The following is an 11,884-nucleotide window of genomic DNA, read 5'->3' on the forward strand; positions in this document are numbered from 1 at the left end:
GCTGGGATCCCTCCAAACAGGCGCCCCAAGGGCTTCCAACGTCACCCGAAGAATCCCGAGGGGATGTACGGCTCCTGTGGCCGCATTCCGCGCAGGCAGACCCAGCCGGACGTGCTGAGTTCCAGTCCGGCGGTCAGCCCCACATCCACGGCCCACTGCTGTTCGGCCGTCACATTGGTGACCTGTGCCGGGGTGCCCTCGGGCAGGCTCAGTAGTGCGGCGGTGAGCAGCCGGGTCGCCAGGCGACGGGAGGTGGCGGCGAGCAGCCGGACGTTCCCGTATTGGTCGATGTAGCAGTAGCCGCTGCCGGCCAGGTCGTCGACGATCAGCAGGTCGCTCTCGGTGAGCAGTTGGTCGTGGTCAGGGCCGTGGGCGCCGCCCCGGGTGCGCCGGTCGACGGAGTCCATCAGGTCGCGGTGCTTGGCCGAGCCCTCGTGCACCGCCCCGTCCGGCGCGGGCAGGTCGCCCTTGCGGACGGCGCCTTCCAGGCGCATCGCCGGGTGCAGCGCGAAGCCCGCCCGGCGGTAGGTCGCCGCCGCCCGCGGGTCGGGGGAACTGCAGATGATGCCGCGCAGGCAGCCACGCCCGTAGGCAAGGGCGGCGGCCAGCAGTTCGCGCCCGACCCCCTGCCGCTGCGCGGAGGGCAGCACGGCGAAAAGCGACAGCCCCCACGTCCCCTCGCGGCGCGTCGACAGGGCGACCCCGAGCGGCATGCCGGAGGTCTCGTCCACGGCCAGCCAGCAACCACCGGGGTCTGTACGCGCGACATACCGGTTGCGCCGCCGCAGCAGAGCGGCCAGCTCGGGAGGCATCTCCTCGGGCGGGCCGCCACCGGGCAGGGCATCGGAGGCGCCGAACGCGGCGGCGGCCACGACCGCTATCGCGTCGGCGTCATCGTCGATGTCGCGCAGGGGGCGAAGGATCATGCGCCCATCCTGCCCCTACGGCAGGGCGAGCATCCGCTCCAGCGCCAGCTTCGCGAAGTGTTCGGTCTCCAGTCGACTTACACGCGGCTGACGACCTTGCCGAAGTGCCGAAAATGCCTCGTCTCCCTGTGGCCATGCCTGCCCTCGGCACCGCCTCACGTGGCACGGCTGTGGTACGCCCGATCCCCTCAATGCGAGCTATGGGCACGACGGTCGTTGAGGTCTGCTGGGCACGCCAGCCGGCCGTCCGGGAGGGGTGGCGGTCGGGTATGGGCGCAGAGGCTGCTGTACTTCGTTGCTGTACAGCACTTTGCCAATCCTGACGGCAGAAGGTGACGGCAACAGAGCCGTACGTACACGTACGGGGACTCTGGCGGTAACAGGAAACCTGCCCAAGCCATTTCGTAATGGCAACGCGGCGGCCCGCGTGTAGCTATGAACGAACACCTGAAGCGGGTGTCGCCCGGCAAGATGGGCAGCGTCGCTGGGCCGGCTCTGGGCCGCGGGAGGGCGCAGTCCGTCGACGGCGAAACCACCAGTCGCTTGCGATGCCCTGCCCTTGATCGACCAGGCTCGATGGCAAACGATCGCTCTCGGTGGGTGCCCCTCTTGTCCCGTTTCAGGCGATCCGCTCCGAAGCCGCGGCTGTGGCCTGAGGCGACCAGAACGGGTGAGCCGCCTGGGTACCCGAAAATTTCAGTTGATCAGGACCCTGGCGCATGAATACTGGCTGTCGTCTCCGTTGATCTGGCCTGCCGGTGGCGCTTCGCATTGGACTGGGGAAAGGGCTTGCGAGAATGACCATGCACGATGACCAAGTGGACGTGACCACCGACATCGTTGCGGCCCTGATCCAGGAGCAGTTCCCTCAGTGGAGCGGCAAGGCGATCCGACTCCAGCCGTCGACCGGGACGGTCAACGCCATCTTCCGCATCGGGGACGACCTCTCCGCGCGTTTCCCGCTGCGTCTGACCGACGCTGCTGAGGCACTGGCGGTTCTGGAACGGGAAGCCCAGGCGAGCGCGGAGCTGGCACAGGTGTCCCGGTTCCCCGTTCCGGAACCCGTCGCCCTGGGAAAGCCTGGAGCGGGTTGCCCCATGCCGTGGTCGGTCCAGACATGGCTGCCGGGAACAGTCGCCTTCGATGCCGACCCGAGTGCGTCGGACGCTTTCGCCGAGGACCTCGCGGCCTTCATCGCAGCCCTGCGGGACGCCGAGACGCAGGGGCGGCGTTTCAGCGGCGAGAACCGTGGCGGCGTTCTCGCTCACCACGACGACTGGATGGCGAAGTGCTTCGAGGAGAGCGAGGGGCTCCTCGACGTGCCCCGGCTGCGCCAAGTGTGGAGCCACTTGCGGGAGTTGCCACGCACGGCTGCCGATGTGATGAGCCATGGTGACCTGATTCCCGGCAACGTACTGGTCGCGGGAGACCGGCTCAGCGGCGTACTCGACACCGGGGGCTTCGGCCCGGCCGACCCGGCGCTGGATCTGGTCAGCGCCTGGCACCTGTTGCAACCGGGCCCACGGGAAGTGCTCCGGCGGACACTGGCCTGCGACGATCTGGAGTGGGAGCGCGGCAAGGCCTGGGCCTTCGAACAGGCGATGGGGCTTGTCTGGTACTACGTCGAGACCAATCCGACGATGAGCAGAATGGGGCGCCGGACACTCGACCGCATTCTGGAGTCGACAATGTGATGTCGCCCCGGTCGTAGGCCGTGCAAGGTGGCCCCGAGCGCCCCGAGGCTCCTACTTCGATCCCTGCCGAAGGCGATTCGACGCTTGCGCCGTCCACACCGCCGCCCGCGTGCTTCATGGTCAGAGGCCCTGGAACGCCGCAGCGCCCGAGTCTCTTCTGAGCGCCAGCTCGGTCGAGGATGACATCAACGCCGGGGGACAGCGACGGAACGTGGCAACCGAAGGCAGGGCGGGGGCTGCCTGTCGCGGTGTCTCCCGGCAGGCCGACTCGAGTCTGGCCCGAACTTACAAGGCAGGTGTCGGCGACGACGTTCAGCGCTTCAGTCGATGCACGGTCCCGCTATAGCTCCGCTGGGGCTTCGGCATCCCAGGGATCGATGCCCAGGTCCATGAACCGGCTGGCGTCGCGACTGTGGAGAAATCGTGTCCCTGTATAGGGGAGTTCGAAGGTCCAGTGCTCGGGCAGGTCGCGGGCTGCGTAGCGGCAGAGAAATTCGACCATCCCGAAGTCGAAGGCGGCCCAGCACCCGGGGGCTGCCCACTGCCGGCGCCAGATCACCGTGGTCCACTCGTTGGGGTCCGGTGTGTCCGCACGCCAGCACAGCAGGTCGGCCTCCGTAGTCAGCCCCCAGCCGACGAGGAGTTCGGGCGCGTCGTATTCCTCCTCTTCGGCCGTGTACTCGGCGTCCGCTGACAGTCCTTCCACCGTGGAGCCGGGGTCATTGAGATACACCTCCTGGACAGGCGGAACGACGTTGAGGAAGTCGTCGAAGATTCCTTGCCCGTACACTCGCATGAACTGCATGTAGTCGTCGGGGAATCCCCTCGGATAGCGGGCGGACAGCCCCTCCCAGTCCACCGTGTTGCCACCCCGGGCTGGAGGCACCACCAGGGACGTGAGGCACACCAGAGGGTCACCCGGGATCGATTGCCGTCGCATGGCCCCTCCGCTGCTCGACCGCGCCGGAAGGGGACTCTATATCCGACGTCTGTCACTCCCGAGGAGACCCGAGTTGCCGGGCAGCAAGCTGATCCTCACAACGAACTGAGGGGCACGCCACGCATGCCGACGCGTACCACAGCCGTGCCACATTAGGCGGTCAGCCACGGTCAACGACTGCTCGCCGCAGTCGAGATACCGCGCTGGGCTGGGGAGTCCCCAAAGCCGCTCTGCCCTGCGCACCCTCGATGTCCCCGACCACCAGGCTTGCACGGCAGGGGGCACCAAGGTGCGCATGCCCGGATGCCCGGGCCAGAGGCCGACTGTCAGAGTTGGATGGGAGTGTGCCGTCATGCAGGACGGACTCTTCGACTTGCCGGAGACACCTCCGGAGCACGCCGTGATTGCCCGCTTCCAGTTGGGCGGCGAAGACTTCGGCGAGCCTGGCCAACGGTCGCTGATCTTTGCAGCCGAGCGGTCCATGGGGGCCGCGGTCGAGGCCGCAGGTGTCGGAGAAGTCGACGGCAACGAGTTCGGCGGCGGCGAGGTCGTGATCTTCGCCTGCGGCCCCGATGCAGAGGCTCTGTACCAGGTGATGGAGCCCGGCTTGCGCGCGCTCCCGTATCGGCCAGCACACGTCGTGCTGCGCTACGGAGAGCCTGCCGACGACGTAGCGATGGAGCGCATCGACCTGTGAGCCGTACGGCCGCCCGTTGAGGGCAAGACGTCTCGCGCAGCGCGCGATCACGGCTCTGTCGAATGCGTGCCGAAGTGGGTCTCGGCGGGATCAGCGCAGCCACTTCCGGAGCAGGTCAGAAACCTCGTGCGGATCAATAGCCATGGCCAGGGCGCCTCCCCAGCGCGGACCCGGTCACGGCTGCTCCGTGGATCCATGGGGCGGGCCGGTGACAATGGCCATCGGGGCGGTGTCGACGCGGACGGGGCTATGGCCCGCCCCCGGTGCCGATGCGGCGACTCGGAGGTCCTCCATTCGGTGGTCCGAACGCGGGTGGCTCCCGCCGCGGTCGGGCGGGACATCCGCAGGGGATCGGAAGGCTGTGAGGCGCGGGCGGCTGAGCCGGGGCGTGAGGGCGTTCTGGTTCAATGGTGACGATATGACTGATCTGATCTTGAGTGGGGCGCCGCTGGACTTCGAGCTGGTGCGGGCCGCTCAATCGGGCGATGCGGGGTCCCTGGGGCTGCTGCTCGCCAGGCATCGGGCGACCATGCACGGAGTCGCCCTCGCCATGCTGGGCCACAGCCCGGACGTAGAGGACGCCGTGCAGGAGGCGGCGCTCATCGCGTTGCGGCGCATCGGTGATCTGCGGGATCCGGACGCCGTCGGACCGTGGCTGCGCATGGTGGTCCGCAACGTCTGCCGTGCCCAGCTGCGCAAGAAGTCGGCGGTGCCCGTGGCCGAGCTCGAGGGGGTCGTCGCCATGGACCGCACGGGCGGCCCGCCCGACCCGGCAGACGTGCTGGACGAGCACGTGCTGCAGGACTGGATCTGGAGTGCGCTGGAGACGTTGTCACCGGCGCTGCGGTTGGTGACCATGCTGCGCTACTTCACCGACGTCACCTCCTACGAGGAGATCGCGCTGCTGTGCGGCACCCCCGTCGGCACCGTGCGCAGCAGGCTCAGCCAGGCGCGTACGAAGCTGGCCGGTGCACTGGTGAGCATGGGCGACCAGGTCCACGACGACGCCGTCTCCCGCACCGCGCGCCACCGCCGCCTGGCCGAGGAGACCATGCTGGCGGGCCATCGCGGCGAGCTCGCCTCGGCGTGGGCGGAGTGGCGGTCGCCTCGGCTGGAGGTGACCTGGCCGACCGGCAAGCGCTCGGACCTCGACTACCTGGAGTTCTCCTTCCGCCGTGACGTCTCCGACGGCGTCCGCCAGAAGCTGACGAACGTGGTGGCCAGTCGCGAGGTGGTCATCTGGGAGGCGGCCATCATCAGCCCGCCGGAGGATCCGTTCCACTGCCCGCCCAGCGTGGTCTGGGTGCATCACCTGGACCGGAACCGTGAGGACAGGCTGCGCCTGTACCACCCGCGCCGCCGCCGGGCCGGCCTCGCAAACAATCTTGAAGGCTGATCGAACCTTTCCGGGGCCCACCGCATCGTGTGGGTATGAAAGCTATCCATCACGAGGCGGAGCACGGCGAGCGTGCTGCCGAGGTGCGCACCGTCATGGTCGACGGCGTGCGCCAGGTCTACCGGGTCGCGGGGGACGGGCCGGTGTGCCTCGTGCACTCCGGAGGCCCCGGTGTGCACCCTGACTACCTGCGCGTACCCGCACTGGAGCCGCATCTGACCATGGTCCACCTCGACCCCGTCGGGTCGGGCGACAGTGGCCTGCTGCCGGACGGGGACTACTCCACCTCCCGCTACGCGCGCTTCGCCGCAGCCGTGCTCGATGACCTCGGGGCGCAGTCCGCCTACGTCCTCGGCCACTCGCACGGCGGTTTCGTCGCGCTGCAGTTCGGCCTCGACCACCCTGACCGCCTCGACGGGCTGATCCTCTACGACACCGCGCCCGTGTACGGGCCGGAACTGATGGAGGCGGCCTCCAAGGAGATGGCCGTGTTCGTCCAGCGCTGGCCTGGCCGGCCCGAGGCGACCGAGGCGGGGCGGGTGTGGGAGGCCCGGATGTCGGGGGCGCTGGAGGTCGTCGACGACGCGTCGAAGGAGCGCTACCTCGGCGCCCTCCTGCCCGCCTACTTCGCCGACTACCGCGCAACGGTCGCGCAGTTCGGCACGCCCACCCTGCGGGCCACCCATGACCCGAATCGGCTCCCGGCCGACTGGGACGTACGGGACCGGCTCGGCACGATCGCGGCGCCGGCGCTGGTGATCGTCGGCACCTACGACTTCATCTGCCCTCCCCGCTTCGCCTACGAGATCCACGCCGGCATGCCGGACGCACGGCTGTGCGAGCTGACCGGGAGCGGCCACTTCGGGCACATCGAGGAGACCGGGAGGTTCGTCGCCGCCGTGCTCGACTTCGTCACCACCACCGACAAGGGGAACCAAGCGTGAGCACCACCGTGCCGACCGGCCTGGCCGAAGAGACCGAGATCAAGGCGTACACCGACTTCGTGACCGGCGCGCCGGCGGAGGTGCTCAGCACCCTGGGCGTCGGCGCGCAGCAGTTCGGCTCGGCGCGGGCGCTGGCCGTTCGCGAGGACCCGAGCCGCTTCTTCAACCGGGCCGGGGGATTCGGGCCCGCCGGGCCGATCACGGCGGACGTCGTGGAGCAGGTGTGCGACTTCTACCGCGCTCAGGGCGTGCCGCAGGGCTCGTTCATGATCGCGCCGTCCCTGCTGCCGTCGGACTGGGCCTCGACCGCGCAGAAGTGGAACCTCACCGAGGGCACCCGTTTCGCCAAGCTCGGCTGCGACGTCCCGACCGTACTGGCGGGGGCCGACGGGGTCGCCGCGCTCGACCCGGACCTGCGGGTCGGCCTCGTCGAGCGTGACCAGGCACGCGAGTGGGCGACCGTGATGATGACGACCTTCGGCTTCAGCACGCCGGCCATGATCGACATGGCCGCGGCATGCGTGGGCAGGCCGGACTGGCGGCAGTACGCCGTCTGGGAGGGCGAACGGATCGTCGCGGTCGGCAGCATCTTCGTGAACGGTGACTGTGCCGACATGTTCGGCGGGGCGACCCTGCCGGAGTGGCGCGGCCGCGGCGCCCAGTCGGCGCTGCTCACGGCCCGGGCCCGGGCGGCCCACGACGCAGGCTGCCGATGGCTCGTCGCCGAGACCGGGGCGGAAGGCCCCGGCGACCACAACACGTCCCTGCACAACATGATGCGCGCCGGGTTCGAGCTGCTCTACGAGCGGGTCACCTGGGTGTGGGGCGGGTAGCCGGACCGGAAAGGCCGAAGGCGCCCGCGGTCAGGCCCGGGGCCTGACCGCGGGCGCCTTCGGCCGGCGGGGTGCGGTCGGCGGCTGCACGCCTACGACAGCGGCCGGGGAGCCCTACGGCGGGGCCGGAGCTTGGCGGCCACCATGGCGGCGAACACCACGGCCCAGAACGCCGCGGCGATCCAGACCTCCCAGCGGCCCATGCTCGCCATCCACGAGGTTCCGGTCGCGCGTCCCAGCTCGTGCGTGGTGACCGCGTACATGCCGACCGGGAAGACGAGGTTCCACCAGCCGAGGTCGTAGTGCAGCGGAATGCGGCGCAGCGCGTGCCGCCACACGCCCAGGGCGAGCAGAAGGGGGATGAGCCAGCTGGAGAACGACCACAGGACGACGGACGATCCGACGAGGAGCGGACGCGACAGCATGGTGCTGCCCGCGGGGAGTGCCATCAGCCGCACTGCGGCAAGGACTGCGATCGCCGCCGCCCCCATGAAGATCCAGACGGACGTCATGAGGCCTTCCGGCCGGACCGGCCGGGCCAGCAGTCGGGCCAGGACGATGGCGGCGGTCAGCAGCTACTGCACCAGGCCGACGGCCCAGCACACCACCGCCAGCACCGGCAGGACGTTGCCCGGGGTCACCCGGGCCAGCGCGGCCGCCGCGAGCGCCACCGACTCCGATCCCACCGCCCACAGGAACCAGGTGCCGTTCACCTGGTCGAACGAGGGGCCCCGTTTCAGGGTGGTGATGAGCGCGAGCGGGATGCCGTAGTCCAGCACCACCCACCCCAGTGCCCCGAAGGCCAGGAACGCCCCTGCGACCGCGGTGTGGCCTTCCGGCGCGAGGCGTGCGGCCAGCACGTTGGCGGAGATGGCGACGGTGAGGAACGCGAAGGCGCGCGGCCCCATGAAATCCGCGACGAACCGCTCGCGCTGCCGCAGCAGCCGCCAGCCGTAGGCGGGCAGCAGTACCGCGAACCCGGCCAGTGCCACCCACAGCAGTACGGCGGAGGCGGTGCCGGCGCCGTTGACGTACAGGGCCGTGGAAACGATGCCGGTGCCCATGACGAACGCGAGCGCGCCCGCGTTGAGGTCGGCCACCGCGGCGGACACGGCCGCGCGGCGTCCGGAAGGCGCCTGCTCATCGGTTCTGCGACAGCTGATCTTGGCCATGACGCTTCCTTCGACCGCTGACGCGGTAGCAGCATTTTACTGGTATGTGCATTTCATCGTCTTTCGGGCACCTAGGCGGTCCGGGGGCCGCCGGGCGCCGCGGGGACGACGACCCCCGCCAGGGCCTCCATGACGCTGTCCGCGACGGCCTGCGCGGTCAGGCCCGCTTCCGCGAGGATCTCGGCACGGGTGGCCTGCCGGGGAAACCCGTCGGCCACGCCCAGGGCACGCACCGGCGTGCGGATGCCGGCCTCCTGCAGCGCCTGGCCCACCGCGGTGCCCACTCCCCCGGTACGCAGGCCGTCCTCGACCGTGACGACCAGGGCGCGGTCGGCGGCGAGGGCGGGCAGTTCTCCGGGCAGCGGCTTGACCCACAGCGGGTCCACCACGGTGACCTCGACGCCGTGCTCGGCGCAGAGCTCCGCCGCTTCGAGGGCGACCGGGGCCATCGTCCCGACGGCGATCAGCAGGACGCCGCCCGTGCCGGGGCCCTCACGCAGCACGTCGACCGCACCGGCGCGACCGGCCGCCGGGATCGCCGGGCCGACCGCGCCCCGCGGGTACCGCAGGACCGTCGGCGCGTCGGTGATCGCGACGGCCTGCCGCAGCTGCTGCCGCAGCGTGTGCGCGTCACGGGGAGCCGCGATCCGCAGGCCGGGGACGGCCTGGAGCATCGCCAGGTCCCACAGCCCGTTGTGGCTGGGTCCGTCGTCCCCGGTGACCCCGGACCGGTCGAGTACGAGGGTCGCACCGAGACGGTGCAGCGCGAGGTCCATCAGCACCTGGTCGAGTGCGCGGTTCAGGAAGGTGCCGTACAGGGCGATCACCGGGTGCAGTCCCGCCATGGCCATCCCGGCGGCCGAGGCGACCGCGTGCTGCTCGGCGATCCCGACGTCGAAGAACCGTGCCGGATGGCGTGCGGCGAAGTCGTTCAGACCGACCGAGCCGGGCATGGCCGCGGTGATCGCCACGACGTCCGGGTGCGCGTCCGCCAGCTCCACCAGTTCCCGGCCGAACACCGCCGACCAGGTCGCAACGGCGGGCCGCAGAGGACGCCCCGTCCGCGGGTCGATGGCGCCGATGCCGTGCAGATGGTCCTCCTCGTCCTCCTCGGCGGGCGCGTATCCGAGCCCTTTGCGCGTGATGCAGTGGACGACGACGGGCGCGCCATGGGCCTTGGCCCGCTCCAGGGCTGCTTCCAGGGCGGGGATGTCGTGGCCGTCGACCGGCCCGAGGTAGTGCAGACCGAGCGCGCCGAAGAGCGAGTGCGGCGTCACGGCGTCGGCGGAGCCCTCCACCAGGCCCGCCCTCAGCCCCTCCTTGATGCCCTCCTTGGCGGCATGCAAGGTGCGGTGCAGCGCCCGCCCCGGCGTTCCGGCACCGCCGAGGGCCTGTTTGCCCCAGCCCGCCAGACGCTCGTAGCCGGCGTGGGCGCGCAGGGCCGTCAGGTGCCGCGCGAGTCCGCCCACGGTCGGTGCGTACGAACGGCCGTTGTCGTTGACGACGATCACCACGGGCCGGTCGGGAGCCTCCGCGATGTTGTTCAGGGCCTCCCAGGCCAGCCCGCCGGTGAGCGCCCCGTCGCCGACGACGGCGACGATGTGCCGGTCCGCCTCCCCCGCGAGCTGTCCGGCCTTGGCCATGCCGTCGGCGTACGACAGCGCCGCCGAAGCGTGGGAGTGCTCGATGTGGTCGTGCGCGGACTCCTCCCGGCTGGGGTACCCCGACAGGCCGCCGCGCTGCCGCAGGCCGGTGAACTCACCGGCCCGTCCCGTCACGATCTTGTGGACGTACACCTGGTGCCCGACGTCCCACAGCAGCCGGTCATGCGGCGAGTCGAAGACCCGGTGCAGTGCCAGCGTCAGCTCCACCACGCCGAGGTTGGGCCCCAGATGGCCGCCCGTGGCCGCGACGTGCCGGATCAGGAACTCGCGGATCTCCCCGGCGAGCCCGACCAGTTCCGGATGGCTCAGGCCCCTCAGGTCCGCGGGCCGGTTGATCCCTGCCAGCAGGCTCATGCCGCTGCTCCTCATCGATGCCGCTGTGCCGTCGGCGGACGCACCCGCCGCTCGGACCGACCTGTGCGGCCCCATCGCCTTGACGACGCTAGATCCGGGAGGGCACGGGAACGGACGGTCCCGCGTGCCACGGCGGCCTCACATCAGGACATCGGACGGGCGGCCGCCCGCGGGCCGCCCGTCGCCGCGTCACGGAGCGCGCACGGAGGACGCGGTGTCCTGATCCGAGGGCTTCTTGTCCCCCGTTCCGCCATCAGCTGCGTGGGGAAGCCCGGTTATGCCTGTAGGGCCGCGAGCTCGCGGCCGGTGAACCCACCCCGGGGATGAAGCATGACCGACCGCCATCCGGCCACCGCCACACGGCAGCCTCCACCCATCCTGTGGAGCCTGGGTCTCCTGCACGGCGAACTGCGGGCGACGCACGGCTTGTCGCTCCACGACTACCTCATCCTCGGTGCCCTCGCGGAAGCCGAGGGCCGGCCCGTACCCCTGACCCGGCTGACGGCGCTCCTGCGCGAGACGCGGACCCGGATCGCCTCCCTCCTCACGGGCCTGGAGGCGGAAGGGCTCGTCGAACGCAGTCGTGGCCCCAGAGATCGCAGAACGATCGAAGTGACCCTGACCGAGGCCGGACGTGCCAGGTTCACCGCCGCCGAGCGGGCCGCGCACGAGCGGCTGCGCCGGCATTTCGTCCTGTGACCTGTGCACACGCCACGGTCGTCGGCCGGGCACATCGAGGCCTGTCGACGGGCCCCGGAGAAATCTCGGGCGGTGATGTCGAGAACCGGTGGCCGGCTCCGTCCCCGGGGTGAAGGCGGCCACAATGGGTCGCACCGGCACCAGGGAGAACCACGATGGCCAAGTACCTGCTCCTCAAGCACTACCGCGGCGCACCGGCCGCGGTGAACGACGTGTGCATGGACCAGTGGACGCCCCAGGAGATCTCCGACCACGTCCAGTACATGCAGGACTTCGCCGCCCGCCTGGAGAAGACCGGCGAGTTCGTCGACGGCCAGGCCCTCGCCCCCGAAGGCACCTGGGTCCGCTACGACGGCGAAGGCCGCCCGCCCGTCACCGACGGCCCCTTCGCCGAGACCAAGGACCTCATCGCCGGCTGGATGATCATCGACGTCGACACCTACGACCGCGCCGTCGAACTCGCCGGAGAACTCTCCGCCGCACCCGGCGCCGGCGGCAGGCCCATCCACGAATGGCTCGAACTCCGCCCCTTCCTCGCCGCCCCGCCCACCATCACCGAATGACC

General features: G+C 70.5%; 10 protein-coding genes and 1 pseudogene. 7 read left to right on the top strand and 4 right to left on the bottom strand.

Annotated elements, in window-relative coordinates; translation table 11 throughout:
- Window positions 1–41: 41 nt before the first annotated feature.
- Window positions 42–926, bottom strand: coding sequence for a GNAT family N-acetyltransferase (locus ACFYYN_RS40315; RefSeq protein ID WP_500549765.1), 885 nt, complete (start codon window positions 924–926; stop codon window positions 42–44).
- 797 nt (window positions 927–1,723) lie between these two features.
- On the opposite strand from ACFYYN_RS40315, the gene ACFYYN_RS40320 reads away from it, so the two are divergent.
- Window positions 1,724–2,620: an aminoglycoside phosphotransferase family protein gene (locus tag ACFYYN_RS40320; protein ID WP_500549766.1), complete on the top strand. Its 897-nt coding sequence runs from the start codon at window positions 1,724–1,726 to the stop codon at window positions 2,618–2,620.
- Window positions 2,621–2,960: 340 nt separating this feature from the next.
- On the opposite strand, the gene ACFYYN_RS40325 is transcribed toward ACFYYN_RS40320, so the two are convergent.
- A complete protein-coding gene (locus ACFYYN_RS40325) occupies window positions 2,961–3,479 on the bottom strand; it encodes a hypothetical protein (RefSeq protein WP_500549767.1) in 519 nt (172 codons plus the stop codon).
- A 433-nt stretch (window positions 3,480–3,912) separates the two neighbouring features.
- Here ACFYYN_RS40325 and ACFYYN_RS40330 point away from each other — a divergent pair, with 433 nt between their 5' ends.
- From ACFYYN_RS40330 to ACFYYN_RS40345, 4 genes are all read left to right on the top strand, one after another.
- A complete protein-coding gene (locus ACFYYN_RS40330; protein ID WP_500549768.1) occupies window positions 3,913–4,257 on the top strand; it encodes a hypothetical protein in 345 nt (114 codons plus the stop codon).
- A 418-nt stretch (window positions 4,258–4,675) separates the two neighbouring features.
- On the top strand, window positions 4,676–5,653 hold the full coding sequence (locus ACFYYN_RS40335; RefSeq protein WP_500549769.1) for an RNA polymerase sigma factor: 978 nt from the start codon (window positions 4,676–4,678) through the stop codon (window positions 5,651–5,653).
- 35 nt (window positions 5,654–5,688) lie between these two features.
- Complete coding sequence (locus ACFYYN_RS40340; RefSeq protein WP_500549770.1) at window positions 5,689–6,597, top strand: alpha/beta fold hydrolase; 909 nt, start codon at window positions 5,689–5,691, stop codon at window positions 6,595–6,597.
- The gene (locus ACFYYN_RS40345) at window positions 6,594–7,430 is read left to right on the top strand and encodes a GNAT family N-acetyltransferase (protein ID WP_500549771.1); all 837 of its coding nucleotides are present in this window, start codon (window positions 6,594–6,596) and stop codon (window positions 7,428–7,430) included. Before ACFYYN_RS40340 ends, ACFYYN_RS40345 begins: the two co-directional genes overlap by 4 nt.
- Window positions 7,431–7,522: 92 nt before the next feature.
- Here the strand turns inward: ACFYYN_RS40345 and ACFYYN_RS40350 are convergent.
- Both ACFYYN_RS40350 and dxs read right to left on the bottom strand, forming a co-directional pair.
- Window positions 7,523–8,602 (bottom strand): annotated as a pseudogene (locus ACFYYN_RS40350) (tellurite resistance/C4-dicarboxylate transporter family protein).
- Window positions 8,603–8,673: 71 nt separating this feature from the next.
- Entirely contained in the window at window positions 8,674–10,620 is a 1,947-nt protein-coding gene (gene dxs, locus ACFYYN_RS40355; RefSeq protein WP_500549772.1) for a 1-deoxy-D-xylulose-5-phosphate synthase, read from the bottom strand.
- 330 nt (window positions 10,621–10,950) lie between these two features.
- On the opposite strand from dxs, the gene ACFYYN_RS40360 reads away from it, so the two are divergent.
- On the top strand, window positions 10,951–11,319 hold the full coding sequence (locus ACFYYN_RS40360; protein WP_500549773.1) for a MarR family winged helix-turn-helix transcriptional regulator: 369 nt from the start codon (window positions 10,951–10,953) through the stop codon (window positions 11,317–11,319).
- A gap of 155 nt (window positions 11,320–11,474) precedes the next feature.
- Window positions 11,475–11,882, top strand: coding sequence for a YciI family protein (locus tag ACFYYN_RS40365; RefSeq protein WP_500549774.1), 408 nt, complete (start codon window positions 11,475–11,477; stop codon window positions 11,880–11,882).
- The last annotated feature ends 2 nt before the right edge of the window (window positions 11,883–11,884 follow it).

This window comes from Streptomyces sp. NPDC001902 (assembly GCF_042891295.1).
Classification (GTDB): domain Bacteria; phylum Actinomycetota; class Actinomycetes; order Streptomycetales; family Streptomycetaceae; genus Actinacidiphila.

Excerpts from the sequence above, each read along its gene's own strand:
- ACFYYN_RS40340 (WP_500549770.1), top strand. The coding sequence starts at position 5,689 with ATGAAAGCTATCCATCACGAGGCGGAGCACGGCGAGCGTGCTGCCGAG.
- ACFYYN_RS40330 (WP_500549768.1), top strand. The coding sequence starts at position 3,913 with ATGCAGGACGGACTCTTCGACTTGCCGGAGACACCTCCGGAGCACGCC.
- dxs (WP_500549772.1), bottom strand. The coding sequence starts at position 10,620 with ATGAGCCTGCTGGCAGGGATCAACCGGCCCGCGGACCTGAGGGGCCTG.
- ACFYYN_RS40320 (WP_500549766.1), top strand. The coding sequence starts at position 1,724 with ATGACCATGCACGATGACCAAGTGGACGTGACCACCGACATCGTTGCG.
- ACFYYN_RS40365 (WP_500549774.1), top strand. The coding sequence starts at position 11,475 with ATGGCCAAGTACCTGCTCCTCAAGCACTACCGCGGCGCACCGGCCGCG.
- ACFYYN_RS40335 (WP_500549769.1), top strand. The coding sequence starts at position 4,676 with ATGACTGATCTGATCTTGAGTGGGGCGCCGCTGGACTTCGAGCTGGTG.
- ACFYYN_RS40360 (WP_500549773.1), top strand. The coding sequence starts at position 10,951 with ATGACCGACCGCCATCCGGCCACCGCCACACGGCAGCCTCCACCCATC.
- ACFYYN_RS40315 (WP_500549765.1), bottom strand. The coding sequence starts at position 926 with ATGATCCTTCGCCCCCTGCGCGACATCGACGATGACGCCGACGCGATA.